This is a genomic window from Yokenella regensburgei (assembly GCF_003634235.1).
In the GTDB taxonomy this organism is placed as follows: Bacteria; Pseudomonadota; Gammaproteobacteria; order Enterobacterales; family Enterobacteriaceae; genus Yokenella; species Yokenella regensburgei.
Genome location: NZ_RBIZ01000003.1, coordinates 1975633 through 2001006, shown reverse-complemented (window position 1 = coordinate 2001006; position 25374 = coordinate 1975633). Strand labels below are relative to the sequence as shown.

The 25374-nt window shown below is 54.0% G+C and carries 29 protein-coding genes; 13 read left to right on the top strand and 16 right to left on the bottom strand.

Features of this window, described 5'->3' with window-relative positions; all coding sequences use genetic code 11:
- Window positions 1-24 precede the first annotated feature (24 nt).
- Both C7387_RS09820 and C7387_RS09815 read right to left on the bottom strand, forming a co-directional pair.
- Window positions 25-837: a Cof-type HAD-IIB family hydrolase gene (locus tag C7387_RS09820; protein WP_120816582.1), complete on the bottom strand. Its 813-nt coding sequence runs from the start codon at window positions 835-837 to the stop codon at window positions 25-27.
- Window positions 837-2039 (bottom strand): MFS transporter, encoded by a 1203-nt coding sequence (locus C7387_RS09815; protein ID WP_006819197.1) that lies wholly within the window; start codon window positions 2037-2039, stop codon window positions 837-839. Before C7387_RS09815 ends, C7387_RS09820 begins: the two co-directional genes overlap by 1 nt.
- Window positions 2040-2120: 81 nt before the next feature.
- Here C7387_RS09815 and C7387_RS09810 point away from each other — a divergent pair, with 81 nt between their 5' ends.
- Window positions 2121-2660: a TetR/AcrR family transcriptional regulator gene (locus C7387_RS09810; RefSeq protein WP_040903428.1), complete on the top strand. Its 540-nt coding sequence runs from the start codon at window positions 2121-2123 to the stop codon at window positions 2658-2660.
- Window positions 2661-2662: 2 nt separating this feature from the next.
- Here the strand turns inward: C7387_RS09810 and C7387_RS09805 are convergent, their stop codons facing one another.
- The 3 genes from C7387_RS09805 to C7387_RS09795 form a co-directional block, all read right to left on the bottom strand.
- Window positions 2663-3457 carry an SDR family NAD(P)-dependent oxidoreductase gene (locus C7387_RS09805; RefSeq protein ID WP_006819199.1) on the bottom strand — a complete coding sequence of 265 codons (795 nt, stop codon included), beginning with the start codon at window positions 3455-3457 and terminating at the stop codon, window positions 2663-2665.
- Between the two features lie 146 nt (window positions 3458-3603).
- Window positions 3604-4557: an acyltransferase family protein gene (locus C7387_RS09800; protein WP_006819200.1), complete on the bottom strand. Its 954-nt coding sequence runs from the start codon at window positions 4555-4557 to the stop codon at window positions 3604-3606.
- A gap of 364 nt (window positions 4558-4921) precedes the next feature.
- Window positions 4922-6607 (bottom strand): aspartate:alanine antiporter, encoded by a 1686-nt coding sequence (locus C7387_RS09795; RefSeq protein WP_006819242.1) that lies wholly within the window; start codon window positions 6605-6607, stop codon window positions 4922-4924.
- A 277-nt stretch (window positions 6608-6884) separates the two neighbouring features.
- Between C7387_RS09795 and ybjM the strand changes: the two genes are divergently transcribed.
- Entirely contained in the window at window positions 6885-7259 is a 375-nt protein-coding gene (gene ybjM / locus C7387_RS09790) for an inner membrane protein YbjM (protein WP_038258698.1), read from the top strand.
- A gap of 27 nt (window positions 7260-7286) precedes the next feature.
- On the opposite strand, the gene C7387_RS09785 is transcribed toward ybjM, so the two are convergent.
- A complete protein-coding gene (locus tag C7387_RS09785) occupies window positions 7287-7550 on the bottom strand; it encodes a GrxA family glutaredoxin (RefSeq protein WP_006819244.1) in 264 nt (87 codons plus the stop codon).
- 217 nt (window positions 7551-7767) lie between these two features.
- Here C7387_RS09785 and nfsA point away from each other — a divergent pair, with 217 nt between their 5' ends.
- The 9 genes from nfsA (at window position 7768) to rlmC (ending at window position 16211) form a co-directional block, all read left to right on the top strand.
- Window positions 7768-8490 (top strand): oxygen-insensitive NADPH nitroreductase, encoded by a 723-nt coding sequence (nfsA, locus tag C7387_RS09780; protein ID WP_120816581.1) that lies wholly within the window; start codon window positions 7768-7770, stop codon window positions 8488-8490.
- 99 nt (window positions 8491-8589) lie between these two features.
- On the top strand, window positions 8590-9492 hold the full coding sequence (gene rimK, locus C7387_RS09775; RefSeq protein ID WP_038258690.1) for a 30S ribosomal protein S6--L-glutamate ligase: 903 nt from the start codon (window positions 8590-8592) through the stop codon (window positions 9490-9492).
- Between the two features lie 87 nt (window positions 9493-9579).
- Window positions 9580-10062 (top strand): type III secretion system chaperone family protein, encoded by a 483-nt coding sequence (locus C7387_RS09770; RefSeq protein ID WP_006819248.1) that lies wholly within the window; start codon window positions 9580-9582, stop codon window positions 10060-10062.
- 296 nt (window positions 10063-10358) lie between these two features.
- Window positions 10359-11471: a spermidine/putrescine ABC transporter substrate-binding protein PotF gene (potF, locus tag C7387_RS09765; RefSeq protein WP_006819249.1), complete on the top strand. Its 1113-nt coding sequence runs from the start codon at window positions 10359-10361 to the stop codon at window positions 11469-11471.
- A gap of 94 nt (window positions 11472-11565) precedes the next feature.
- Window positions 11566-12699 (top strand): putrescine ABC transporter ATP-binding subunit PotG, encoded by a 1134-nt coding sequence (gene potG / locus C7387_RS09760; protein ID WP_040903435.1) that lies wholly within the window; start codon window positions 11566-11568, stop codon window positions 12697-12699.
- Between the two features lie 9 nt (window positions 12700-12708).
- Window positions 12709-13662 (top strand): putrescine ABC transporter permease PotH, encoded by a 954-nt coding sequence (gene potH / locus C7387_RS09755; protein WP_038258688.1) that lies wholly within the window; start codon window positions 12709-12711, stop codon window positions 13660-13662.
- Window positions 13659-14504: a putrescine ABC transporter permease PotI gene (potI, locus tag C7387_RS09750; protein WP_006819252.1), complete on the top strand. Its 846-nt coding sequence runs from the start codon at window positions 13659-13661 to the stop codon at window positions 14502-14504. The genes potH and potI overlap by 4 nt, the downstream gene beginning before the upstream one ends.
- Before the next feature lie 63 nt (window positions 14505-14567).
- Window positions 14568-15041, top strand: a complete 474-nt coding sequence (locus tag C7387_RS09745; protein WP_038258686.1) for a YbjO family protein — start codon at window positions 14568-14570, stop codon at window positions 15039-15041.
- 42 nt (window positions 15042-15083) lie between these two features.
- Window positions 15084-16211 carry a 23S rRNA (uracil(747)-C(5))-methyltransferase RlmC gene (rlmC, locus tag C7387_RS09740; RefSeq protein ID WP_120816580.1) on the top strand — a complete coding sequence of 376 codons (1128 nt, stop codon included), beginning with the start codon at window positions 15084-15086 and terminating at the stop codon, window positions 16209-16211.
- A gap of 41 nt (window positions 16212-16252) precedes the next feature.
- On the opposite strand, the gene C7387_RS09735 is transcribed toward rlmC, so the two are convergent.
- From C7387_RS09735 to C7387_RS09725, 3 genes are read right to left on the bottom strand one after another with little or no spacing between them, the layout of a single operon-like run.
- The gene (locus tag C7387_RS09735) at window positions 16253-16498 is read right to left on the bottom strand and encodes a pentapeptide MXKDX repeat protein (protein ID WP_006819255.1); all 246 of its coding nucleotides are present in this window, start codon (window positions 16496-16498) and stop codon (window positions 16253-16255) included.
- 29 nt (window positions 16499-16527) lie between these two features.
- Complete coding sequence (locus C7387_RS09730) at window positions 16528-17298, bottom strand: molybdopterin-dependent oxidoreductase (RefSeq protein WP_006819256.1); 771 nt, start codon at window positions 17296-17298, stop codon at window positions 16528-16530.
- 9 nt (window positions 17299-17307) lie between these two features.
- Window positions 17308-17907 carry a cytochrome b/b6 domain-containing protein gene (locus C7387_RS09725; RefSeq protein WP_120816579.1) on the bottom strand — a complete coding sequence of 200 codons (600 nt, stop codon included), beginning with the start codon at window positions 17905-17907 and terminating at the stop codon, window positions 17308-17310.
- Window positions 17908-18049: 142 nt separating this feature from the next.
- On the opposite strand from C7387_RS09725, the gene C7387_RS09720 reads away from it, so the two are divergent.
- Window positions 18050-18772, top strand: coding sequence for a response regulator transcription factor (locus C7387_RS09720; RefSeq protein WP_120816578.1), 723 nt, complete (start codon window positions 18050-18052; stop codon window positions 18770-18772).
- The gene (locus C7387_RS09715; protein ID WP_006819259.1) at window positions 18769-20241 is read left to right on the top strand and encodes a sensor histidine kinase; all 1473 of its coding nucleotides are present in this window, start codon (window positions 18769-18771) and stop codon (window positions 20239-20241) included. The genes C7387_RS09720 and C7387_RS09715 overlap by 4 nt, the downstream gene beginning before the upstream one ends.
- 492 nt (window positions 20242-20733) lie before the next feature.
- Here the strand turns inward: C7387_RS09715 and C7387_RS09705 are convergent, their stop codons facing one another.
- The 7 genes from C7387_RS09705 to artP all read right to left on the bottom strand — a co-directional run bounded on the left by C7387_RS09705 (window position 20734) and on the right by artP (window position 25288).
- Complete coding sequence (locus C7387_RS09705; RefSeq protein ID WP_006819261.1) at window positions 20734-21048, bottom strand: helix-turn-helix domain-containing protein; 315 nt, start codon at window positions 21046-21048, stop codon at window positions 20734-20736.
- Window positions 21045-21380, bottom strand: coding sequence for a toxin (locus tag C7387_RS09700; protein WP_120816576.1), 336 nt, complete (start codon window positions 21378-21380; stop codon window positions 21045-21047). The genes C7387_RS09705 and C7387_RS09700 overlap by 4 nt, the downstream gene beginning before the upstream one ends.
- A 128-nt stretch (window positions 21381-21508) precedes the next feature.
- Window positions 21509-22240, bottom strand: coding sequence for an arginine ABC transporter substrate-binding protein ArtJ (gene artJ / locus C7387_RS09695; RefSeq protein ID WP_120816575.1), 732 nt, complete (start codon window positions 22238-22240; stop codon window positions 21509-21511).
- 176 nt (window positions 22241-22416) lie between these two features.
- Window positions 22417-23085: an arginine ABC transporter permease ArtM gene (gene artM / locus C7387_RS09690; protein WP_006819264.1), complete on the bottom strand. Its 669-nt coding sequence runs from the start codon at window positions 23083-23085 to the stop codon at window positions 22417-22419.
- Window positions 23085-23801: an arginine ABC transporter permease ArtQ gene (artQ, locus tag C7387_RS09685; protein ID WP_006819265.1), complete on the bottom strand. Its 717-nt coding sequence runs from the start codon at window positions 23799-23801 to the stop codon at window positions 23085-23087. Before artQ ends, artM begins: the two co-directional genes overlap by 1 nt.
- A 7-nt stretch (window positions 23802-23808) precedes the next feature.
- A complete protein-coding gene (artI, locus tag C7387_RS09680; RefSeq protein ID WP_038258661.1) occupies window positions 23809-24540 on the bottom strand; it encodes an arginine ABC transporter substrate-binding protein ArtI in 732 nt (243 codons plus the stop codon).
- A gap of 19 nt (window positions 24541-24559) precedes the next feature.
- Window positions 24560-25288 carry an arginine ABC transporter ATP-binding protein ArtP gene (gene artP / locus C7387_RS09675; protein WP_006819267.1) on the bottom strand — a complete coding sequence of 243 codons (729 nt, stop codon included), beginning with the start codon at window positions 25286-25288 and terminating at the stop codon, window positions 24560-24562.
- Between the last annotated feature and the right edge of the window lie 86 nt (window positions 25289-25374).

Here is a 25374-nt window from a genome sequence, read left to right as displayed (position 1 = left end):
ACCTGCGTCGGGCTCTGTTCAGATTCAGGCAAAAGGCGCTTGCTGGTTGAGCGCCTTTTCTATTATTTCCAGAACCCCTTCCTGATTGTTATGCGGCGCCGAATAGCGCGCGACGGCCTTTACCGGCTCCGCGGCGTTGGCCATGGCGAAACTGAATCCGGCCTGACGCAGCATCTCAATATCGTTACCGCTGTCGCCAAAGGCTAATACTTCGCTATCGGCAATGCCCCAACGCTTCTGCAGCAGACCCAGACCATGAGCCTTGTGAACGCCCGGAATGATGAGGTCGATGCTACCGTGCCCGGTGGTCACGGCGGTCATGATGTCGCAGAGCTCGGCATGGATAATTTTCTGCATCTCCGGCACCTTGCGGTCATCGACGTTAAGGCCAAACTTCAGGAAGGTGTCATTGAGATTATCAAAGCTGTCGACGGCCTCCAGACGATGATAGTAGCGGGCGGCCATGGTTTTAAAATCATCATCGTAGCGGCGCAGGGTGTAGGCGCTGTTTTTGCCGCAGGCGATAATTTCAATTTCCGGCAGCGTCTGCAGCCAGCTGACGACCCGCTCGAAATGCGCTTGCGGTAGGTCGCAGTGGTAGACGTCCTCTCCGGCGTTCACTACCCAGCCGCCGTTCTCGGCAACAAAGGCAATTTCGCTCGCGATCTCCGGGAAGAAGGATTTGAGCTGGTAGTACTGGTTGCCGCTGGCCACGGCAAAGCGAATACCCTGCTGTTTCATGCGCTGGTACTGCTGTAAAAATCGCTCGCGGTTGTAGGTTTTGGCATCGCTCAGGAACGTGCCATCCATATCGACGGCGATAAGTTTAATGCTCATCAGCTATTCTCCATCACAAGTTCAGCTTCGGGTTTAGCAACGGCGCGCGCCACCAGGGCGGCGACCAGAACCAGGGCCAGTACCACCAGCATGGCGCTACGCAGACCATAATTTTCACCAAGGAAGCCCAGCAGCGGTGGGCCTACGAGGAAGGCGAGATAGCCGGTGGTCGCCACCACGCTGACGCGGCCAGGAGCATCCGGGCCGGTGTCGCTGGCAGCAGAAATCGTCAGCGGGAAGCCAAGCGATGCGCCAAGTCCCCACAGAATGACAGACACGCCCGCCACCCAGGCGCTGTCGACAAAGATAATCAGCGCGATCCCCAGCGCGCCCATCAGAGCGCTGGCGCGTACCACCGTCACCCGGCTATAGCGGTCGATAAACCAGCCGCCGGTGAAGCGCCCGAGGGTCATGCCAAGGGTGAAGCCTGCGTAAATCAGTGAGCCTGACGTTGGGCTAAAGCCGTGACCGTCCACCATCAGGAGCGGCAGCCAGTCGTTGGCGGAGCCTTCGGCAAACGCCATCGCCAGCACCACTACGCCAATCAGCATCAGCTGTATGTCACGGTAAAACGGCACGCCTTTATGCTGATGGTGCGACTCCTGCACCGGGTTTTTCCCGGTACCTTCCGGAATAGCGCGAATGGCGATAAAAATGGGTGCAATACCCACCAGCGCGGCGAGCAGAATGTGCAGCGGCGCATGCAGACCAAAACCGGTCACCGCCATCCCGACGCCTGCACCCACCAGCGTCCCGAAGCTGTAAAAACCGTGCATCATCGGCAGTACGGTTTTTTTCATCTCACGCTCAATTGCCGCGCCTTCGACGTTAATGGCGACTTCCGCCGCCCCGAAGCTGCCGCCAAACACGCACAGGCCAAAGGCAAATACCAGCGGAGAGGCGAGCCACAGCGCGATACTCAGAATAATCATTCCGATTACCGCGCAGGACATAGTGGTGCGGATAACGCTTCTGGCACCGTAGCGCTTCACTAGCCACGCGGAGCAGAGGATCCCGCTCATTGAACCGACGGAAAGGCCAAACAGCACCACGCCCATCTCAGCGGTAGAGACGGACAGAATATCGCGAATAGCCGGGGTGCGCGTGGCCCATGACGCCATTAAAAGGCCCGGAAGGAAGAAGAACATAAAGAGCGCCCACAGGCGCAGTTGCAGGGCTTTTCGCGGCGAGAGTACGGTCATGGGCGATCACTAAAAAGAGAGGAGTAGAGACAACACTAACAAGGTTGTGTACATTTGTACATAAACTGGATGAGGAAAAATATGGCCCGTCGACCGAACGACCCTTTGCGTCGGGAACGCATTCTCCACGCCACGCTGGACACCATTGCAAATCATGGCATCCAGGCCGTGACGCACCGTAAAATCGCCAGTTGTGCAGACGTGCCGCTGGGTTCGCTTACCTATTATTTCAGCGGAATAGATGCCCTGCTGGACGAAGCGTTTAATCACTTCACCACTACGATGTCGCAGCAGTATCAGGACTTCTTTGCTGCGGTGACTACCCCGGATGAAGCCTGTGAAGCCATCACCGACCTGATTTTCAGCGCCCAGGTGACCACCACCCGCAACATGAACCTGATGTACCAGCTGTACGCCTGGATTGGCTGCCAGCCCTCTTTAAAAGTGGTGATGCAGGAGTGGATGGAGCGTAGCCAGCAGACGCTGGAGCAGTGGTTTGATGCGCCCACCGCGCGGGCGCTGGATGCGTTTATCGAAGGGATGACTCTGCATTTTGTCACCGACCGGGCACCGCTTTCCCGCACGGTTATCCGCGAGATGGTAGGGCGGCTGGCGGGGTGACGTTAACTGGTCGTGGTGCCCGCCGTCACGTTCACCATGGTGGCCGTCATCGCGCTGGCGTTATCCGATGCCAGAAAGGTCATCACCTCGGCGACCTGCGCAAGCGTCGGCAGGCGATTCAGCATGGTACTATGCGCGGCCCCACCGACCCATTGTTCGACCGTTAGCCCCATTGCCTGCGCTTTGGGCGTAAATACTTCTCCGGTATACGAGCCGGCCTGTACCGCATCGGCGATCGCGTGCGAGCGCACACCGACGACGCGAATATTCTTCGGCCCCAGTTCGCTGGCAAGGGCTTTCACGAAGGCCTCCGTTCCGGCGCAGCCCACGATATGACCGAGGTGCCCGGGCACCGCCAGCGGGCCAGCGGGAGCGACAACGGTAAGAATGGCTCCGGCCCGCTCACCGCCCATATGCGGCACCACGGCCTGAGAGAGCGTAAAAAAAGAGGAGAGGAAAGGGGTAATGCCCTGCATAAATTCACCGAGGGTAAGCTCCGCAATTCCTTTACCCTGATCGTGAACGAACCCGGTAGCATTCACCACCACATCAAATCCGCCGGTCTTCTGCGCGAGCCTTTCGATTTGCTCGCGGGTGGCGCGCTCGTCAAGCACGTCAACGATAAACGTGTCCGCCACACCGCCTGTCGCCCGGATGTGCTCAGCAACACCTTCCAGCTTTTCCGAACGGCGGGCGCCCAGATACACCTGCGCGCCGTTTCGTGCCATTGCTCGCGCTACTGCACTACCGATAGCCCCGCTACCGCCGAAAATCACCACGACCTTACCTGCCAGCATGCTCGCCCCCTCGTTATGGTCGAAACCCTTCGAAAGTATGTGTGAGATTAGGGGGGATGCAAGGTGGGGGAGATTAGATTTAACGATAAAGCCTGTGGGGTATATGTTACCCCACAGGAAGTATTAATAAGTTCTGCGAGTATTTTTTATTTGGTATTTTTGGCTTTCATGATGATATGTGCCGTAAGCCAGGATGAAGCCAGAACAGCGGCAAATAATATTAGTGCATTTTGCGTGAAACGTACGTAGATAAGATAAAATATGACGTGAACCATGTATAAATAAGTTGATAGACTGGAGCCATCGATATTAATCTCTATCTTTTTTGGGTTTTTTAGGCAAAATGCCAACAGGCATGTTGAAAGGATTGCCGAAGAGAAAGTGAAGTCGTAAAAACCTTTATGGGTATAATATCCGAATACTCCCTCGCAGATTACAAATAAAATTGATAAGATCAGGGCTTTATTTGACGCCAGGTAATTGGTGACAACATGATTTTTCTTTTCTCTCGCCAGGACATAACCAATAGCCATCAATGGGAAACCAAGAAAAACACCGTTTCTTAGCGACACAGGATTTGCCCAGAACCCTGGCATGTTAATGATTTTGTTCATCGCAAGATACCAGAGGGTGGTGGCTGAGATGAAAGTGACGATTGCCAGCGAAAGCAGTTTACGGCTTGAGAATGATGTACAAGCATTAATTAATAGTGCGCCAATGATAATCGCCGGTAGGAACCATAATTGCCAGTATCCGAATATCATATCGAAGGCCAGATTGTTTATGTTGAGGTCTTCGATGTTTCTGTCAAAAATCGCATCAATTAAATGAATCTGAAATGGAAGGTATACGATATTCCACACTACATACATTTTTACTATTTTGGATAACCATGAGGACAATTTGTCTTTTTGTAACGTTTGCTCAAGATAAAAACCACTGACTACAAAAAAGAATGGTACAGCTATTCTGCCAAAGCCTTCAACAAGAATGAATATGCCGATTTTTTTATCATATATTACCAGGGTTGAATGAATCATAATGACAAGTACAGCCATGATGACTCTTAGCGCGTCTATGCTATAGTTTTTGGTAGTCATAGTTTAAATATAAATAGTTGATTATAAATGCATTGTAAAACAATCCTTACGAGGCGACTAGTTTTTTTATATACAATGAGACTAAAAGGGTTAACAAAGTTTACTGAGATAAAGAAAGAGAAAACATTGCCAACGGCAGACTCTTGAGTGATCGGTTTTAGATGGGGGATGAGAGTCTGTAGGTTGAAGAGGGGTAAATGCGAGGCAACAAAAAACCCATCAACCTTGAACCGAAACGGCGGGGTTGATGGGCTCCACAAAATGGGGACATCAAAGAAAAGCAGTGGCATTACTTATGACTGATGCCTTAGGAAAAAGTTTCGTAGTTCACAAAAATTTTTTCTGCTGCTTGCAAACTTCGGTTTTATCCTAATCCCGGCCAGATGATCACTATCAGGGTACCGGCGAGAGTCAGCAGCACGTTGGCGATAGCGTAGGTGCCAGCATAGCCCAGCGCCGGGATGTTGCTGCGGGCGGTATCGCTGATGATTTCCATTGCCGGGGCGCAGGTACGTGCGCCCATCATCGCGCCAAACAGCATCGCGCGGTTCATACGTAAAACGTAGGCGCCGAACAGGAAGCAAATCACCACCGGCACCAGGCTGACTATCAGACCCGCCACCAGCATCTGGCCGCCTACTGCGCCCAGGCCATATTGCAGGCCGCTACCCGCGCTCAGGCCTACGCCGGCCATAAACACCATCAGGCCAAACTCTTTCACCATGTTCAGCGCGCCCTGCGGGATATAACCGAACGTCGGGTGGTTGGCTCGCAGGAAGCCGAGCATGATCCCGGCGAACAACAGCCCGGCAGCGTTACCAATACCGAAGCTAAAGTTGCTGAACTGGAAGCTAATCATTCCAATCATCAGACCGATGATGAAGAACGAGCAGAAGGCGAGGAGGTCGGTTACCTGGCTGTGAATCGAAATAAAGCCGATGCGGTCAGCGATGGTTTTCACACGGCGGGCGTCGCCGCTCACCTGCAGTACATCACCTTTATTGAGCACCACGTTATCATCGATAGGCATCTCAATCTGGCTGCGAATGACGCGGTTGAGGAAGCAGCCGTGATCGGTCAGCTTCAACTGCGCCAGACGGCGGCCAACGGCATTGTGATTCTTCACCACAATTTCTTCGGTGACGATGCGCATATCGAGCAGATCGCGGTCGAACACTTCTTTACCGTTACGGAAGCTCGGGTCGAGGCGAGAGTGAGCATCCGGGTAGCCTACCAGTGCGATATCATCGCCCAGCTGCAGTACCGCGTCGCCGTCCGGGGTTGCCAGAATGCCGTTGCGACGCAGACGCTCAATGTAGCAGCCGGTCTGGCGATAAATGCCCAGCTCGCGCAGATTTTTACCGTCGGCCCAGGCGACCAACTCCGGCCCCACGCGGTAGGCGCGGATAACCGGGAGGAAGACCTTGCGGTTTGCGTCGGTGTCCAGACCGCGCTCACGGGCAATCTGCTGCGCACTGGTCTGCAGATCCTGATGCTGCAGTTTCGGCATATAGCGGGCACCGACAATCAGGCTCACCAGACCAATCAGGTAGGTCAGGGCATAGCCAAGACTCAGATGGTCGAGCGCACTGGTGAGCGAAGCGCCGCTCATCCCCGAGTGTCTCAGCGTGTCGCCTGCGCCAACCAGTACCGGCGTTGAGGTCATCGATCCGGCGAGCATACCGGCGGTCAGGCCGATGTCCCAGCCGAACAGTTTGCCGAGCCCTAAGGCAATCAGCATTGCACTGCCGACCATCACCGAGGCCAGCATCAGATAATTTTTGCCGTCACGGAAGAAAATTGAAAAAAAGTTAGGTCCGGCTTCCACGCCTACGCAGAAAATAAACAGCATAAAGCCCAGATTTAATGCATCTGTGTTGATACTGAAATGCTGCTGGCCTAATAACAGAGAGACCACTAAAACGCCAATGGAATTACCGAGTTGGACCGATCCCAGGCGTAATTTTCCGAGGCACAGCCCCAGAGCCAACACCACAAATAATAACAGGATGTAATTGCCGTTTAACAAATCTGCGACGTTTATATTCACGGAAGCTAACTTCTTGTTTACTAGTAAGTTGTTGAAAGAAATGATTATTTGGTCTACTGTTTACGTCGTGCCGAAGCGTAAGCAAAGCCGTTCTCTGGCTGCACTTCTCACTCAATAATCATTATATGAAGTGCGTTAGTTTAATCGTTCCGCGAGGCCAGGACAATCGTATTAATACGACGCCATTCATTGGCATGGAATGCCAGCAAACTTTATCTGACCGCCGCCTTTTTGAGGCAAAACATCAGTTTGATAGAGAGAATGTCAGGAGGAACCTTTGAAAACTAATCACGGTTGGGTGAGTGCCGCCTGCTGCTTCTTACTTTTCATTGCGGTATGGTTTTTGGTGTCGCGCCATCTGAGGGGCATCATCCCGGCGACAGGCAACTCCGATCTGGGACTGCTGTTTTTCATCATTCCTGGCGCTACCGTCAGCATGTTTTCCCATCAGCGCCGCGTGTTTAGTGCCGTCGTCGGCGCTGCGCTGGCGGCACCCGTATGTCTCTTTTTCATGAAGCTACAGGCAACGGCTACGCGTTCAGCGTGGCAGGAGATGGCGTGGGTTTTTAGTGCGGTGTTCTGGTGCGCGCTGGGGGCGCTTTGCGTCATGTGCGTGGGGCATTTACTTCAGGTCAGACGCGCACAGCGATGACGCCCCAGGGCGGGGCGTCGTGAAGACTTACGCGAAGAGACCGAGGTTCTCTTTCGCCCAGGCTTCGAAATCTGTGCAGCCGCCGATGTGCTTCTGATCGACAAAAATCTGCGGCACGGTTTCAACCGGTTTGCCGACGGTTTTTTCCAGGTCAGCTTTGGTGATACCTTCCGCGTGGATGTCGATGTAGCGATAGTTAAAATCGTCACGCTCGGTGCTCAGTTTTTCTGCCAGCTCTTTTGCACGAACGCAGTAAGGGCAACCCGGACGGCCAAAAATTACGGTGAACATTGCTTCTCTCCTTAAACTGAAAAAAACTGCCAATTCCGGACGAAGCCAGACGGCGAATGGCGATTATAATGCCGCCAGCCGCAGGAGAGTTAAAGAAGGTTTTGCCTGTTGTTCTGATTCTTTTTGCTAATCACCCTTGTCATGGACCTCGTTATACTAAGGCGACACCCTCCCGCAAGGTGGGTGAAATGTTCAAATAATGAGACAGGAAACCACGATGACAGCAACCATTGAGCTGCAACGCAGCCACCGCTCCATCCGCCACTTTACCGATGAGCCCATCACCGACGAACAGCGCGCCTCTATCATTGCCGCCGCGCAGGGCACCTCCAGTTCGAGCTTTTTGCAGTGCACTTCCATCATCCGCATTACTGACCCGGCGCTGCGGGAACAGTTGGCCACGCTGACCGGCGGGCAAAAGCACGTGGCTCAGGCGGCGGAGTTCTGGGTGTTCTGCGCCGACTTCAACCGCCATCTGCAAATCTGCCCGGAGGCACAGCTGGGGCTTGCAGAACAGCTGCTGCTCGGCGTGGTGGATACCGCCATGATGGCGCAAAACGCGATGCTCGCCGGGGAGTCGCTCGGACTCGGCGGCGTCTTTATTGGCGGGATCCGCAACAGCATTGCCGCTGTGACTGAGTTACTCGGCCTGCCGCAGCACGTGCTGCCGCTGTTTGGTCTGTGCCTCGGCTGGCCTGCCGATAACCCGGATGTGAAACCGCGTATGCCCGCCGAGATGCTGGTGCATGAAAATCGCTATCAGCCGGTAGATAACGACGTGCTGGCGCGCTATGACGAAGCGCTTGCGGCGTATTATCTGAACCGCGGCAGTAATAACCGTCGCGATACCTGGACCGATCACATTCGCCGGACCATCATCAAAGAGAACCGCCCGTTTATTCTCGACTATCTGCATAAGCAGGGCTGGGCAACCCGCTAAATATCGCGCAGGGTCGACGCTACTTTTCCGTTCTGGTCGGGCTACACACGAGGTATGATACGGCTGTTTTCCCAGAACTTTTTCAGAAGAGGTTGCAGGATGAAAATTGCCATATTGTCCCGGGACGGAACGCTCTGGTCCTGTAAGCGTCTGCGTGATGCCGCGATGAAACGCGGTCACGTGGTTGAGATCCTCGACCCGCTCTCCTGCTACATGAATATCAGCCCGGCGGCCTCTTCTATCCACTATAAAGGCCGCCAGCTTCCCCATTATGATGCGGTGATCCCGCGTATCGGTTCGGCCATCACCTTCTACGGCATGGCGGCGTTGCGTCAGTTTGAAATGCTGGGCAGTTATCCGCTGAATGAATCGGTGGCGATTACCCGGGCGCGGGACAAGCTGCGCTCGCTACAGCTGCTGGCGCGTCAGGGGATTGATCTACCGATCACCGGCATCGCCCATTCGCCAGACGACACCAGCGACCTTATCGATATGGTTGGTGGCGCACCGCTGGTGGTCAAGCTGGTGGAGGGAACGCAGGGCATCGGCGTGGTGCTCGCGGAAACCCGCCAGGCGGCAGAAAGCGTTATTGATGCCTTTCGCGGTCTGAACGCTCATATCCTGGTACAGGAGTATATTGCCGAGTCAAAAGGACGTGATATTCGCTGTCTGGTAGTGGGTGATGAAGTGGTGGCCGCGATAGAGCGCCAGGCCAAGAACGGTGATTTTCGTTCCAACCTGCATCGCGGCGGGGTGGCGACGGTTATCAACATCACCGAACGCGAGCGGGAAATTGCCATCATGGCGACCCGAACCCTGGGGCTGGACGTGGCGGGTGTTGATATTCTTCGTGCCGATCGCGGCCCGCTGGTGATGGAAGTGAACGCGTCTCCGGGGCTTGAAGGGATTGAAAAAACGACGGGTCTCGATATCGCCGGGCGGATGATTGAGTGGGTGGAGCGCCAGGCTCACCCAGGATTTTGCCTGAAAATGGGCGGATAATGTCATTTTCGACAGCACGCATGGTATGTGCCGGACTTTTTGCGTAAGCTATGCCCCGGTATTTTTTAAGCAAGAGGTCTCAGGCATATGCATACACTCGTCGTCCCGGGTCTGGATACGTTGCGTCAATGGCTCGACGAACTTGGCATCAGTTTTTTTGAGTGCGACACCTGTCAGGCGTTGCATCTGCCACATATGCAGAATTTCGATGGGATCTTCGATGCGAAAATCGATCTTCTCGATAACGTCATCCTGTTTTCCGCGCTTGCCGAAGTGAAGCCTTCCGGGCTGCTGGCGCTGTCGGCGGATCTCTCCTCAATCAACGCCAGTTCGCTGACGGTTAAAGCGTTCCTCGACATTCAGGACGATAACCTGCCGAAACTGGTGGTCTGCCAGTCGCTCGCAGTGGGTGCCGGCGTGGCGCTTGAGCAGTTTGCCTGGTTCTTCCGTCAGAGCGAAGAGCAGATCTCAATGGTTATTCTTGAGGCTTCTGCTCACGAATTGCTCTATAAACCGGAAGAGGAAGAAGAGCAGCCGAAAGAAGAAATTCAATACCATTTTCTCCACTGACCCCACCTGACTTAAAGGCAGCCGCTGCCACAGCGGCTGTACGATCCACGCATTTATTCTGCTTGTCACCATTCAGCTAAGCATTATTCACCACCATTCCGCCGTGGTTGGATTACGCCATACAGTGATCCCGCGTAAAAAATTGATAAAAGGCGTTTTTTAACCTGGGCTATGGTCTCAGACACGGGCTATGGTTATTCTTGCGACACAATAAAATCCGGCAGTAACTGCCTGTGCTGACTGATTAAATATGCATTTATTGCATACCTTGTATTTCGTATAGAAGGAAAAGTGATATGGCTGCATTGAGTAAAAAATGGTTAACGGGTCTGGTGACCGGTGCGCTGATGGTGGTCTCTGCAGGCACGCTAGCCGCTGAACAAAAAACGCTGCATGTTTATAACTGGTCTGATTATATTGCGCCGGATACGGTAGCCAATTTTGAAAAAGAGACCGGTATTAAAGTTGTTTACGACGTATTTGATTCCAACGAAGTACTCGAAGGTAAATTAATGGCGGGCAGCACCGGGTTTGATCTGGTCGTGCCATCCGCAAGTTTTCTGGAGCGTCAATTAACGGCGGGGGTATTTCAGCCGCTCGATAAAAGTAAATTACCGAACTGGAAGAACCTTGATCCGGAATTGCTGAAACTTATTGCCCGTCACGATCCTGATAATAAATATGCGATGCCGTATATGTGGGCGACCACCGGTATTGGTTATAACGTGGATAAAGTGAAGGCGGTCCTCGGCAAAGACGCGCCGGTTAACAGCTGGGATCTGATCCTGAAGCCAGAAAACCTCGAGAAGCTGAAAAGCTGCGGAGTTTCCTTCCTCGATGCGCCTGAAGAAGTGTTTGCTACCGTGCTGAACTACCTCGGCAAAGATCCGAACAGCACCAAAGCGGATGACTATACCGGCCCGGCAACCGACCTGCTGCTGAAGCTGCGTCCGAACATTCGCTACTTCCACTCCTCGCAGTACATAAACGATCTGGCAAACGGCGATATCTGCGTGGCAATTGGCTGGGCAGGCGACGTCTGGCAGGCCGCTAACCGGGCAAAAGAAGCCAAAAATGGGGTGAATATTTCTTATTCCATCCCGAAAGAGGGGGCGCTGGCCTTCTTTGACGTCTTCGCAATGCCGGCTGATGCCAAAAACAAAGACGAAGCGTATCAGTTCCTCAACTATCTGCTGCGTCCGGACGTGATTGCTCACATCTCCGATCACGTGTTCTATGCCAACGTTAACAAAGCGGCAACACCGCTGGTGAGCGAGGCGGTACGTGATAATCCGGGGATCTACCCACCGGCAGACGTGCGCGCCAAACTGTTCACGTTGAAGGTTCAGGATCCGAAGATTGACCGTGTACGTACGCGTGCATGGACCAAGGTGAAAAGCGGGAAATAACCCCAGCGCCGGGCGGGCATTGTGCTCGCCCGGTGAGACTATTTTGTATGGCACCGGTCCATACAGTTGTTAGCTTTTGCCGGAGAGCACTCAAGTGAACGACGCGACCCCACGCCCACAGGCGAAAATTCGTAAAGCGCTGACCCCGCTGCTGGAAATCCGCAATCTCACCAAGTCTTTCGACGGGCAGCATGCCGTCGATGACGTGAGCCTGACTATTTATAAAGGTGAAATCTTTGCTCTGCTCGGTGCCTCCGGCTGCGGGAAGTCGACGCTGCTGCGCATGCTGGCGGGCTTCGAGCCACCGACCGCCGGGCAGATTGTGCTCGATGGTGTCGATCTTTCCCATGTGCCGCCGTACCAGCGGCCGATTAACATGATGTTCCAGTCTTACGCACTGTTCCCGCACATGACCGTCGAGCAGAACATTGCCTTTGGCCTGAAGCAGGACAAACTGCCGAAAGCCGAAATAGACAGCCGCGTGCAGGAGATGCTGACGCTGGTGCATATGCAGGAGTTTGCAAAGCGCAAACCGCATCAGCTCTCCGGCGGCCAGCGCCAGCGTGTGGCCCTGGCCCGAAGCCTTGCCAAGCGCCCGAAGCTGCTGCTGCTTGATGAGCCGATGGGCGCGCTGGATAAAAAGCTGCGCGACCGGATGCAGCTCGAAGTGGCCGATATTCTCGAGCGGGTAGGGGTGACCTGCGTGATGGTCACCCACGACCAGGAAGAAGCGATGACCATGGCCGGGCGTATTGCCATTATGAACCGCGGCAAGTTCGTGCAGATTGGTGAACCGGAGGAGATCTACGAGCACCCGACGACCCGCTACAGCGCGGAGTTTATCGGCTCGGTCAACGTCTTTGAAGGCTTGCTCAAAGAACGCCACGACGATGGTCTGGTGATTGAATCGCCGGGGCTTGTGCATCCGCTGAAGGTTGATGTGGAAGCATCGGTGGTCGACAACGTGCCGGTGTACGTGGCGCTGCGACCGGAAAAAATCATGCTCTGTGAAGCGCCGCCGGAAAACGGTTATAACTTTGCCGTCGGAGAAGTGACGCATATTGCCTACCTTGGCGATCTCTCTATCTACCACGTCCGCCTCAAAAGCGGGCAGATGATCAGCGCCCAGCTGCAGAACGAACACCGCTATCGCAAAGGTCTGCCGACCTGGGGCGATGAGGTGCGTCTGTGCTGGGATGCGGATAGCTGCGTGGTGTTGACGGTGTAAGGAGGAGCGATGACGACATTAGATTCTCCATCACGTGCCACCCGGCAGGAAAGTGCTGTGCCCTGGCTTGCCAGAATGCAGATGAAGCACGGGCGTAAGCTGGTGATCGCGCTGCCGTATATCTGGCTTATCCTGCTGTTTATGCTGCCATTCCTGATCGTTTTTAAAATCAGCCTCGCGGATATGGCGCGTACCATTCCCCCCTACACCAACCTGTTTGATTGGGTGGATGACCAGCTAACGTTAACCCTTAATATCGGCAACTTCCTGCAATTGACCGACGATCCGCTCTATTTTGAAGCGTATTTGCAGTCATTGCAGGTTGCGGCGATCTCGACCTTTTTCTGCCTTCTGCTGGGTTATCCGCTGGCGTGGGCGGTGGCGCACAGTAAGCCTTCAACGCGAAACATTCTACTGCTGCTGGTGATCCTGCCGTCGTGGACTTCGTTCCTTATCCGCGTTTATGCGTGGATGGGGATCCTGAAAAACAACGGTATTCTCAATAATTTCCTGATGTGGTTGGGGGTTATCGATCAGCCGTTAACCATTCTGCATACCAATCTCGCGGTCTATATCGGCATTGTGTATGCCTATATGCCGTTTATGGTGCTGCCGATTTATACCGCCCTGACGCGTATTGACTACTCGCTGGTAGAGGCGTCGCTGGATCTTGGCGCTCGTCCGCTGAAGACCTTCTTTAAGGTGATTGTTCCGCTGACGAAAGGGGGAATTATCGCCGGGTCGATGCTGGTGTTCATTCCGGCGGTGGGGGAGTTCGTTATCCCGGAACTGCTCGGCGGGCCGGACAGCATCATGATTGGCCGCGTGCTGTGGCAGGAGTTCTTCAATAACCGTGACTGGCCGGTGGCTTCGGCGGTGGCGATTGTCATGCTGCTGCTGTTGATTGTGCCGATCATGTGGTTCCACAAATATCAGCAGAAACAGATGGGGGATCACGGATGAATACGTTGCCGGTAGTACGCTCCCCGTGGCGAATTGTTATTCTGGTGCTCGGGTTTACTTTCCTCTATGCGCCAATGCTGATGCTGGTTATCTACTCGTTTAACAGCTCGAAGCTGGTAACGGTATGGGCAGGGTGGTCGACCCGCTGGTACGTTGAGCTGTTCCACGACGATGCGATGATGAGTGCGGTGGGCCTGAGCCTGACCATTGCCGCGGCGGCGGCGACCATGGCGGCTATCCTCGGCACTATTGCGGCGGTGGTGATGGTGCGCTTTGGTCGCTTCAGGGGTTCGAACGGCTTTGCGTTTATGATAACCGCGCCGCTGGTTATGCCGGATGTCATCACCGGGCTGTCGCTGCTGCTGCTGTTTGTGGCGCTGGGGCACGCGATTGGCTGGCCCTCTGACCGTGGAATGCTCACCATCTGGCTGGCACATGTGACCTTCTGTACCGCCTATGTGGCCGTGGTTATCTCTTCCCGACTGCGCGAACTCGATCGCTCTATCGAAGAGGCTGCGATGGATCTTGGCGCTACGCCGCTGAAGGTGTTCTTTATCATCACGCTGCCGATGATCATGCCCGCGGTCATTTCCGGCTGGCTGCTGGCGTTTACGCTCTCGCTCGACGACCTGGTGATTGCAAGCTTTGTCTCGGGCCCCGGGGCGACGACGCTGCCGATGCTGGTGTTCTCCAGCGTACGCATGGGGGTTAACCCGGAGATCAACGCGCTGGCGACCATTATTCTCGGGGTGGTCGGGGTGATTGGTTTTATCGCCTGGTATCTGATGGCGCGAGCGGAAAAACAGCGAGTGCGTGATATCCAGCGTGCAAGACGCGGCTGAAGGAATTAAAATCTTGCAACGTGCCGCGCATGACGCGGCACTGTTTTTCAGGGAAGTAAGACATTGAGATTTTTTAGTAAAACACCTGCGTCACATGCTCGCCTGAACGTTCCTGCCATTGTGCAGGTGGCGGCGCTCGCCATTATTCTTATTCGTGCTCTCGATCTGATAATGATTTTCAACCTGCTGGGCGTTCGCGGGGCCGGTGAGTTTATTCATCGCAGCGTACAGACCTGGAGCCTGACGCTGGTGTTTCTCTCAAGCCTGGTGCTGGTGTTCGTTGAGATCTGGTGTGCTTTCTCGCTGATTAAGGGACGCAACTGGGCGCGCTGGATCTACCTGATGACCCAGGTGATAGCCGCGGGTTATCTGTGGGCCGCCTCGCTTGGCTATGGTTATCCTGAGCTGTTCAGCATTGCCGGAGGCTCAAAGCGGGAAATCCTGCGCTCGCTGATGATGCAGAAATTACCCGATATGCTGGTGCTGTTCCTGCTTTTCGTGCCCGCCGCCAGCCGACGGTTTTTCCGTCTGCAATAACGGTGATACAATCCCCGCCCCTGGAATTTTGAAGGTTTTTGTATGCAGTGCGCACTCTATGACGCCGACCGCTGTCGCTCCTGTCAGTGGATAACCCGACCGGTCAGCGACCAACTCTCCGCCAAAATGGACGATTTACGCCAGCTGCTGGCGGAGATGCCCGTAGGTGAGTGGTGCGCGCCCGTCAGTGGCCCGGAACAGGGGTTTCGCAACAAAGCCAAAATGGTGGTCAGCGGCAGCGTTGAAAAACCGCTGCTCGGCATGCTGCATCGTGACGGTACGCCGGAAGATTTAACCGACTGCCCGCTGTACCCGGACTCGTTCGCACCGGTATTTGCCGTCCTGAAGCCGTTTATCGCCCGCGCCGGGTTAACGCCCTACAGCGTGGCGCGCAAGCGCGGTGAGCTTAAATATGTGTTACTCACTGAAAGCCAGCGCGACGGCGGTATGATGCTGCGCTTTGTCCTGCGCTCGCACAGTAAAATAGAACAGCTGCGTGCGGCACTCCCCTGGCTGCAGGCACAGCTGCCGCAGCTAAAAGTCATCACTGCCAATATTCAGCCGGTACATATGGCAATTATGGAAGGCGAAGAGGAAGTCTACTTCACCGGGCAGCAGGCGCTGGGGGAAACCTTAAACGACGTCCCGCTGTGGATCCGCCCGCAAAGCTTCTTCCAGACCAACCCGACGGTTGCCGCACGGTTGTACGCCACCGCACGGGAGTGGGTGCGTGGCTTGCCGGTTCAGCATATGTGGGATTTATTCTGCGGTGTGGGGGGCTTTGGCCTGCACTGCGCTACGCCCGAGATGAAGCTCACCGGCATAGAGATAGCCCCGGAGGCGATTGCCTGCGCGAAGCAGTCTGCCGCCGGGCTGGGTTTGACTAATCTGCATTTTCAGGCGCTGGATTCGACTCAGTTTGCGACCGGGCAGGGCGAAGTACCGGAACTGGTGCTGGTTAACCCGCCGCGTCGCGGGATTGGCAAAGCGTTGTGCGATTATCTGAGCGAAATGGCGCCGCCGTATATTATCTATTCCAGCTGCAACGCGCAGACGATGGCGAAAGATATCGCCCATTTACCGGGCTACCGCGTTGAACGCGTACAACTGTTCGATCTGTTCCCCCATACCGCTCATTATGAAGTGTTGACGCTGCTTATCAGGCGCTGAATCCGGGGAGAGATGCCTCTCTCCCCGACATTTGATGGCAATTAGTTGCTCATGGCGTCTTTCTTGCCCATCTCATCCTTCTTCATGCCCTCTTTTTTCATTTCGTCCTTCTTCATGTTGTCCATTTTGCCCATGTGGTCCTTTTTCATCCCCTCTTTGCACATCTTGTCTTTGCACATGCTGTCGTGGGGTTTCGCCATATTATCTTTGCTCATATTGTCGGCAGCCTGAACGTTAGCCATCAGCAGAGCAGAGAGAGCAGCAGCGGCGATCATCATCTTTTTCATGGTATTTCCTCGTTACTTTTTTTGGGGGGTTAACTGCCACCAAACCAGTTGTAACCCTGATCTTCCCAGTAACCGCCCGGGAAACGATTGGTGACTTCAATAGAGAGAACGTGTTTTGGGTTTTTGTACCCCAGCTTGGTTGGGATACGGATTTTCATTGGAAAACCGTATTTCGCAGGCAGGATCTGGTTGTCCCAGGTCAGGGCCAGCAGAGTCTGCGGGTGCAGCGCGGTGGCCATATCGATACTGGTGTAGTACCCGTCGGCACAATGAAAACTGACGTACTTCGCGTGAAGATCGGCGCCAATCAGCGTCAAAAAATGGCCGAAAGGAACGCCGCCCCACTTGCCAATTGCGCTCCAGCCTTCCACGCAGATATGGCGGGTTATCTGGCTCACCTGCTGCATGCGATACAGCTCCGGTAACGTCCAGCGATGGGTATCCCGCACCAGCCCCCGGACCTCCAGGGCGTAATGCTCGCCATCTATCTGCGGAATATCCTCCGGGCCGTAAAAGGCGTTGAACGGAAATGGACGGGTAATGTCCGCCGCGCTGTATTCCGGGGCTAAGTGGCGGTCGCTCAGGAGAAACCCCTGAACCCGGTCGTTAAAGCGCGACATGCGTGATAACACCTTTTCGACATCCTCGTTATCGCTGATATCGCAGCCGGTGAGCAGCATAATGCCACCCAGCGTCAGGCCCTGGCGTAACAGGCGGCGACGCGCAGGGTTTAGTGTTTTCTCAGCCTCCTTCAGGAGGTAAGTTTTATCGCTGTGAGAGAGAAAGGTCGGCTTTTTCATCAGTTATCCTTAGCGTCCGCGAAACATCGCCAGCAGCGTGCGCGGCACCAGCAGCACCATCACGAGGTGCACGACGATGAACAGCACAATGGCGCTCATGCAGAAAAAATGGATGTAGCGTGCGGCTTCGTAACCGCCCAGAAGCGTGCGCAGCAGGGGGAATTGCACCGACTTCCATAGCACCAGACCAGAGAGCAACTGCCCGACGCCGAGCAGAATCACCCCCAGGTAAGCGATTTTCTGCACCATGTTGTATTGAGAGAGATTGTTATGGGTGAGCCTGCCGCGCAGCGCCTGCACAACATCGTTGAACAGCGCCCGCAGGGAGAGCGGCAGAAATTTATACCGAAAGCGGCCGCTGACTACGCCGAGCAGAAGATAAACCGCACCGTTGATGCCCCACACCCACATCATGGCGAAATGCCACTGCAGGGCACCGCCCAGCCACCCGCCCAGGGTCAGCGAGGCAGGAAATGAAAAATCGAACAGCGGAGAAGCGTTGTAGATGCGCCAGCCGCTGAACAACATGCCGGCAAGGGCGATGGCATTAACCCAGTGACAGCAGCGCAGCCAGAGGGGATGGACAGTTTCACTATGGGGGGCGTTCATCAACGTTTCTCCGTGTTTCACTAATTCAGAGCATGGCGCAGAAACGGTCCCCACTTCCTCACGGAAGTTTAAATAAAATGTGATAACTTGCCGCGCCATGCTGGGTTACTCTTGGTAGTAAAGACATGGCGGGTGAAAGACGATGAGCAACGCGAAAAAAATTCTGCTGGTGGAAGACGATGGCGATATCGCCACGCTGCTGCAGCTCAATCTGCAGGATGAAGGCTACCAGATAGTGCATGAAGCTGACGGCGTGCAGGCGCTGGTTCAGCTGGAGAAACACGTCTGGGACGCGGTGATCCTCGATTTGATGCTGCCCGGCGTTGACGGGCTGGAAATTTGCCGCCGTATTCGCCAGATGACCCGCTATCTACCGGTGATCATTATCAGCGCCCGCACCAGCGAAACGCACCGGGTGCTGGGCCTTGAAATGGGCGCTGACGATTACCTGCCAAAACCGTTCTCCGTTCTGGAGCTGATTGCCCGGGTGAAGGCGCTGTTTCGTCGCCAGGAGGCAATGGGACAAAACATCCGTATGGAAGGGGGGCTGATTGCCTGCCACGGGCTGGAAATCGACCCGCTGGCGCGGGAGGTACGCCTGCGCGGCGAGCTTATTGAACTCACACCGAGGGAGTTCGATCTGCTTTACTGGTTTGCCCGCCATCCCGGAGAAGTATTCTCTCGTCTGTCGCTGCTTGACCGCGTCTGGGGCTACCAGCATGAAGGCTATGAGCACACCGTTAACACCCATATCAATCGTCTGCGAACCAAAATAGAACACGATCCCGCAGAACCTGAAATCATCCTGACCGTATGGGGCAAAGGCTACAAATTTGCCAGTCAGTCGGCGGAGCACAAATCATGATCCGCCGGTTAAGCCTCAGCCAGCGGCTGACGCTGGTGTTTACTGCGGTACTGCTGCTTTGCGCGGTAGCCGCCTGCGGGGTGCAGCTCTACAGCAGCAATCAGTACGGCAACGCAATGGTGCAACGGCTGTCGGCGGGGCTGGCGCAGCAAATTGTGAAGAGCGAACCTTTGCTGGATAGCGAAGGGAAGGTCAACCGTGCGGCGCTGAAAACGCTCTTTGATCGCTTAATGACCCTCAACCCCAGCGTTGAGCTGTACCTGGTATCGCCGCAGGGCGATCTGCTTGCCGATGCGGCTCCGGCGGGGCATATCAAACGCCAGCAGATCAACATCGCGCCGTTACAAACCGTACTCAACACTACGCAAAGGCCGGTGTATGGCGACGATCCGCGCAGTGTCGATCGAGAAAAAGTCTTCAGCGTTGCGCCTATCCGCCTCAACGGTGAGCTGCAGGGCTACCTGTATATCATCCTGCAGGGGGAGGAGCTGAACGCGCTGGCGGAAACCGCCTGGCAGCAAACGTTCTGGAATACGGTGATGTGGACACTGCTGCTGGTGGCGATTTTTGGCGTACTGACCGGGCTTTTGCTGTGGTACTGGGTGACCCGTCCGGTGAAAAGGCTAACCGCGCAAGTGGGGGGGCTCGATCAGGACAGCATCAGCACGATCAAACGCCTGGCGACGCTTGAGCCGGAACGTCATCCGGCTAACGAAGTGGCGCTGCTGCGCAATGCGTTTATCGAACTGGCGCAGCAGGTGGTGCAGCAGTGGGATCAGCTGGCCGACAGCGATCGCCAGCGCCGCGAATTTGTTGCCAACATTTCACATGATTTACGCACGCCGCTCACTTCGCTGCTGGGGTATCTGGAAACGCTATCGGTGAAAGCCGGAAACCTGACGGCGGAAGAGTCCAAGCAGTACCTGAATATCGCTCTGCGCCAGGGGAATAAGGTTCGCCATCTGTCGCAGCAGCTGTTTGAGCTGGCGCGTCTTGAACACGGTGGCATCAAGCCCCAGCGTGAAACATTTTCCATGGCTGAGCTGGTGCAGGATGTGGCGCAAAAGTTTGATCTCGCAATAGAAACGCGTCAGTTGACCATCAACATAGATCTACCGCGCGGCCTGCCGCAGGTGTTCGCCGATCTGTCGATGATGGAACGGGTGTTGACCAACCTGCTGGACAACGCGGTTCGCCATACCCCGAGAGGGGGCAACATCACGCTTCGTACCCGTGTGGAAGGCAATAACGTGGTCGTGGAGGTGCAGGACAACGGGCCGGGGATCCCGGGAGAGCTGCGAGCCTCGCTGTTTGAGCGCCCGTCCGTACTGCAGCAGCAAAAAACCGGGGAATCCCGTGGTGGTCTGGGGTTGATGATTGTCCGCCGGATGCTGCAGCTGCACGGCGGCGACATTCGTCTTCTGGAAGGAAATTCAGGAGCCTGTTTCCAGTTTTCGTTGCCGCTGTAAGGCGGCAACCAATATATAGTTATTATTAATTCGATTCATTCATACTGTATTTATATATATAAATATTATTCTTGTATTCCTTATTATTTACTCCATTTATTTTTCTTTCATTACTATCAATATTGAGCCCAATGATTGTGCAGTTGGAAAGAGAATTGACCATCAGTTGGTTGGTTTCCGCGATATATTCCAGGCGGTTAAAGTACATATCGTCAGTATCACTATTATCAAGCACTGTCGCGCCCAAAAATTCACTGGAATAATCTCGTTGCCAGAGCCGGGAGCAAGATCGTACTGATAGAATCAGTCATTGAATATTCATAAGGTAATAATTTAACTTATTGATTTTAATTATTATCTCAGCATGATTGCTGCAAAAGGAACAATAGAAGGATTACCTGGATCGGAAGGGGTAGAAATAAGTCAAACTGGGGTAAAAATAACGAAATCTACCGATTAGGCCTGCATTCGTTGGGTCAATATTGTGCCTCTCTAGCGTAAAGTCGCCAGTAGATTCAGCGTTGACGGGCTTTGCTCAACGATACGTAACAGCAAAATAGCTTGTTTATTTGGACGAGCAAGACCTTGTTCCCAGTTCTGATATGTTTTCACAGCCGTGTGCAGATATTGGGCAAACAAAGCCTGAGAAAGGTTGAGTTTGTTGCGAATAGCGCGGATCTCAGCAGGCGAGAGTTCAATATCATTCGCACTGAGTCGATGCGTTTTCAGTGTCCGCTTCCCTTCGTTGACTTCCTGCCATGACGTCATTCCTTCAGTCAGCTCACGAAAAAGATCACGTTTCATCATAACCCCCTGACACGCTGTCGTAGCAGTTGTGCGAGTACCTGACACTGTTCTTTAGTTAAATCGGTCATTTCGTTCTTGTTGTATAACGTAAAAAGTAAAAATTGCATCCGTTGCTGCCACCAGTAATAGATAATTCGCAATCCACCCTGAGTACCTTTTCCACGCATCACGTCTTTAAATCTTAGTTTCCTTAACCCTCCCGTGTGTTGTATGACTTCTCCTGCATGTGGATTTTGCAGTAATACAATCTGCAGTTCACGGAAGCGTTCGTCACTAAGATAAAGGGCTCGTGACCGTTCGAAAGAGGGAAGCTCGACAAAAATGGCATCCATATCGGCATCGTCCAGCAGCGAAAAGAAAGTATACTATACCCATAATGGGGATAGTAAGAAGGGGGGTAAAATTTTTCAGAAAAAATAAAGGCCAGCGCAATGGCTGGCCTGCTGATGCAGAGGGAAGCTTATTCAGGGAACCACTGGGTGCTGATTTTCTGGTACGTGCCGTCGGCTTTAATCGCTTTCAGCGCGGCGTTCAGTTTTTCCAGCAATGCTTTGTTATCCGGACGTACCGCAATGCCTAATCCGGTGCCGAAGTACTGCGGATCGGTCACTTTCGGTGTGGCAACGCCCAGCTGCGGATTGGTTTTTAGCCATTCGTTGACTACCGCGGTATCACCAAATACACCGTCGATACGGCCATTTTTAAGGTCGATAATGGCGTTCTGGTAGCTGTCGTAGGCGACGGTTTTCACTTCCGGGTGCTTATCCTGCAGGTACTTCTGGTGGGTAGTACCGTTTTCCATCCCGATGCGTTTGCCTTTCAGATCGTCAAAGGTTTTATACTTATCTTTCTTCGCAATCACTACGGCCGAGTTGGCGTAGTACGGGTCGGTGAAGGTGACCTGTTTGCTACGTTCCGGGGTAATGTCCATACCGGAAATCACCGCATCATATTTCTTAAATTTCAGCGACGGGATCAGACTGTCGAACGCATGGTTGGTGAAAGTACAATCGGCCTGCATCTTTTTACACAGCGCTTTAGCGAGATCGATATCAAAACCGACGATCTGGTTACTGGCATCCAGCGATTCAAACGGTGGGTAGGTAGCTGACACCCCGAAGCTGATTTTTTCTGCGGCGATAGCGCCTGTGGTGAAGGTTGCGAGCAGTGCCGCCAGCAGTATTTTTTTCATGGTGTAGCTCCCGTCTGTCAATCTTATGATGTGTTGTGCCGTCTATCAGGCGTGGATTAACCATGCCATTTAATGAATTTATATGCAACAAATATGGATAAATATTTTTATTTGATAATAAAAAAGGCGAACAATCAAAAAGATTGCCCGCCTTTAAAAAAGATGTTTATGCAGTATTAGTTGCGGCGTTCAAACGCCAGCGCTTTGCGTTCAACCATACGCATCAGGAGCGTCAGGAGACCGTTAACGATGAGGTAGATGACACCGGCGGCACCAAACACCATCACGTCGTAAGTACGGCCATACTGGAGCTGGCTGTAGCCCATCACTTCCATCAGCGTGATGGTATAGGCAAGCGACGTACTCTTGAAGACCAGCACCACTTCGTTGGAGTAAGAAGAGAGCGCACGTTTGAAGGCATAAGGCAGCAGAATAGCCAGCGTGTCTTTCTTACTCATCCCCAGCGCACTGCACGACTGCCACTGTCCGTCCGGAATCGCACGGATGGCACCGTAAAACAGTTGAGTCGTGTAGGCAGCGCTGTTCAGCGACAGGGCAATCAGCGCGCATAACCACGGCTCAGAGAGCAGGTGCCACAGCACCGGATACTCCTGCAGCGACGGGAACTGGCCCGGACCGTAGTAAATGAGGAAGATCTGCACCAGCAGCGGCGTACCGGTAAAGAGCGTGATATAAGCGCGGACAATCCACACCAGCACCGGCGTTTTCAGCGTCAGGATGATGGTGAAAATCAGTGCCAGGATCAGCGCAACCACAATGGAAGCCACGGTCAGCGTCAGGCTGGTATGCAGGCCTTTCAGCAGTTCAGGTAAGTAATCAAGCATCAGCCTGGTCTCCGTTCAAAGCGAGTCGCGCGCAGGTCAATGCGTTTGAGGATGTACTGGCTGAACAGGGTGATAACCAGGTAAATCGCGGCCGCCACAATGTACCAGGTAAATGGCTCCTGGGTACGGGTAGCAATGCTTTTGGTTTGCAGCATCAGATCGTTCACGCTAATCAGTGAGACCAGCGCCGTATCTTTCAGCAGTACCAGCCACTGGTTACCAAGCCCCGGCAGGGCATGGCGCCACATCTGCGGCATCACCAGACGGAAGAAAATCGCCGCTTTGGAAAGCCCCAGCGCCTGGCCAGATTCCCACTGCCCCTGGGGGACCGCTTTCAGCGCACCGCGCAGGGTCTGTGAAGCATACGCCGAGTACAGCAGCGACAGGGCGATAACCCCGCACAGGAACGGGCTGACGTCGAAGTTCTCAATCTGCATCTGTACCGGAATTTGCACGAACCCGAGGTTGATGTTGAAACCATCGGAGAGCATCAGCAACAGCTGCGAAGAGCCGAAATAGATAAACAGGACCACCAGAATTTCCGGTAGCCCGCGTAAAATCGTTACCACGGCGGAGCCTGTCCATGCGACGGGGCGCCATTTGGCTGACTCCCACACCGCAAAGAACATCGCCAGTACCAGGCCGATTATCAAAGCGCAAAGGGCAAGGCCGACGGTCATGCCGGCGGCGCTTGCTAAAGGAAACATATCGTTCATTCAGGAATTACTTCTGGAACCATTTTTTGTAGATGGTTTCGTAAGTGCCATCTTTCTTCACTTTTTCCAGGGCTGCATCAAATTTCTGCTGCAGCTCGGTGTTGCCCTGACGCACGGCGATACCCAGACCGGTACCGAAGTAGTCTTTGTCCGTCACTTTATCGCCGACCGGGGAGAGTTTCGGATTCGCTTTCAGCCACTCGGTCACGACCGCGGTGTCACCAAAGACGGCATCAATACGGCCATTCTGCAGATCCAGTTTAGCGTTCTGGTAGCTGTCGTAAGGCACGGTAGTGATTTCCGGATGTTTATCCATGATGTATTTCTGGTGCGTTGTACCGTTCTGCACGCCCACTTTCTTGCCTTTCAGCTGATCGATAGTGGTGTACTTGCCCTGCTGGCCGATAAACAGCGCAGAATTGTCGTAGTACGGCGTCGTGAACAGTACCTGCTTCTCACGCTCCGGAGTGATATCCATCCCGGCCATCACTGCATCGATGCGGCGGAATTTCAGGCTTGGGATCAGGCTGTCGAAGGACTGATTGGTGAAGGTACAGGTGGCATCAATCTCTTTACACAGCGCGTTGGCCAGATCCACGTCGAAGCCAACAATTTTATTGTTCGCGTCAATGGATTCAAACGGAGGATAAGACGCTTCGGTGGCGAAACGAATGGTCTGTGCGGCGGTAGCGGAAAGGCTGACGCTGGCGAGCAGCGCGGCAATCAGTACTTTTTTCATTGTCATTGTCCCGAAAACATCAGTGAGAAAGATAGTTTTTAAAGGCTTCGGTTTGCGGGGTTGCGAAGCAGCTGGCATCCCCTTGTTCCACAATATGACCGTTTTCCATATACACCACACGGCTGGCGGTTTTACGCGCCACTTCCACTTCATGGGTGACGATCACCTGGGTAATGTTGGTTTCCGCCAGTTCGCGAATAATGCTGACGATCTGGGCGGTGATTTCCGGGTCGAGGGCCGCGGTCGGCTCGTCGAACAGCAGAACCTGCGGCTCCATCATCAGCGCACGGGCAATGGCTACACGCTGTTGCTGGCCGCCGGAGAGATGCAGCGGGTAACGATCGCTGTAAGGTTTAAGGCGCAGACGTTCCAGAAGCTTATCAGCACGCGCCAGCGCCTGATCTTTACTCAGGCCCAGCACGCGGCAGGGTGCCTCAATCAGGTTTTGCAAAACGGTGAGGTGCGGCCACAGGTTGTACTGTTGAAAGACCATGCCAACGTTCTGGCGCAGATCGCGAATCGCTTTGTCCGATGGCGCTTTAGCAAAATCAAAATGATTACCGGCGATAGAAAGCGTTCCGGAACGCGGCATTTCCAGCAGATTCAGTACGCGCAGCAGAGAGCTTTTCCCGGCGCCGCTTGGGCCAAGCAGAACCAAAGTCTCGCCCTGCGGGCAATCAAGCGTAATGTCGAACAGCGCCTGGTGCGCGCCGTAGAAGCAGTTAATGCCGTTTAGTTTAATGCTCATCGATACTCTTCGTACTTCACTGAAAAGGCAGATATTGAGGTGGCAAATAGTAACGTTCACAGAATAGTTATGCAATATTTATGCGT

Coding starts and splice junctions, on each gene's coding strand:
- C7387_RS09820 (WP_120816582.1), bottom strand. CDS start 837: ATGAGCATTAAACTTATCGCCGTCGATATGGATGGCACGTTCCTGAGC.
- C7387_RS09815 (WP_006819197.1), bottom strand. CDS start 2,039: ATGACCGTACTCTCGCCGCGAAAAGCCCTGCAACTGCGCCTGTGGGCG.
- C7387_RS09810 (WP_040903428.1), top strand. CDS start 2,121: ATGGCCCGTCGACCGAACGACCCTTTGCGTCGGGAACGCATTCTCCAC.
- C7387_RS09805 (WP_006819199.1), bottom strand. CDS start 3,457: ATGCTGGCAGGTAAGGTCGTGGTGATTTTCGGCGGTAGCGGGGCTATC.
- C7387_RS09800 (WP_006819200.1), bottom strand. CDS start 4,557: ATGACTACCAAAAACTATAGCATAGACGCGCTAAGAGTCATCATGGCT.
- C7387_RS09785 (WP_006819244.1), bottom strand. CDS start 7,550: ATGTTCACCGTAATTTTTGGCCGTCCGGGTTGCCCTTACTGCGTTCGT.
- nfsA (WP_120816581.1), top strand. CDS start 7,768: ATGACAGCAACCATTGAGCTGCAACGCAGCCACCGCTCCATCCGCCAC.
- rimK (WP_038258690.1), top strand. CDS start 8,590: ATGAAAATTGCCATATTGTCCCGGGACGGAACGCTCTGGTCCTGTAAG.
- C7387_RS09770 (WP_006819248.1), top strand. CDS start 9,580: ATGCATACACTCGTCGTCCCGGGTCTGGATACGTTGCGTCAATGGCTC.
- potF (WP_006819249.1), top strand. CDS start 10,359: ATGGCTGCATTGAGTAAAAAATGGTTAACGGGTCTGGTGACCGGTGCG.
- potH (WP_038258688.1), top strand. CDS start 12,709: ATGACGACATTAGATTCTCCATCACGTGCCACCCGGCAGGAAAGTGCT.
- potI (WP_006819252.1), top strand. CDS start 13,659: ATGAATACGTTGCCGGTAGTACGCTCCCCGTGGCGAATTGTTATTCTG.
- rlmC (WP_120816580.1), top strand. CDS start 15,084: ATGCAGTGCGCACTCTATGACGCCGACCGCTGTCGCTCCTGTCAGTGG.
- C7387_RS09735 (WP_006819255.1), bottom strand. CDS start 16,498: ATGAAAAAGATGATGATCGCCGCTGCTGCTCTCTCTGCTCTGCTGATG.
- C7387_RS09730 (WP_006819256.1), bottom strand. CDS start 17,298: ATGAAAAAGCCGACCTTTCTCTCTCACAGCGATAAAACTTACCTCCTG.
- C7387_RS09725 (WP_120816579.1), bottom strand. CDS start 17,907: ATGAACGCCCCCCATAGTGAAACTGTCCATCCCCTCTGGCTGCGCTGC.
- C7387_RS09720 (WP_120816578.1), top strand. CDS start 18,050: ATGAGCAACGCGAAAAAAATTCTGCTGGTGGAAGACGATGGCGATATC.
- C7387_RS09715 (WP_006819259.1), top strand. CDS start 18,769: ATGATCCGCCGGTTAAGCCTCAGCCAGCGGCTGACGCTGGTGTTTACT.
- C7387_RS09705 (WP_006819261.1), bottom strand. CDS start 21,048: ATGATGAAACGTGATCTTTTTCGTGAGCTGACTGAAGGAATGACGTCA.
- C7387_RS09700 (WP_120816576.1), bottom strand. CDS start 21,380: ATGGATGCCATTTTTGTCGAGCTTCCCTCTTTCGAACGGTCACGAGCC.
- artJ (WP_120816575.1), bottom strand. CDS start 22,240: ATGAAAAAAATACTGCTGGCGGCACTGCTCGCAACCTTCACCACAGGC.
- artM (WP_006819264.1), bottom strand. CDS start 23,085: ATGCTTGATTACTTACCTGAACTGCTGAAAGGCCTGCATACCAGCCTG.
- artQ (WP_006819265.1), bottom strand. CDS start 23,801: ATGAACGATATGTTTCCTTTAGCAAGCGCCGCCGGCATGACCGTCGGC.
- artI (WP_038258661.1), bottom strand. CDS start 24,540: ATGAAAAAAGTACTGATTGCCGCGCTGCTCGCCAGCGTCAGCCTTTCC.
- artP (WP_006819267.1), bottom strand. CDS start 25,288: ATGAGCATTAAACTAAACGGCATTAACTGCTTCTACGGCGCGCACCAG.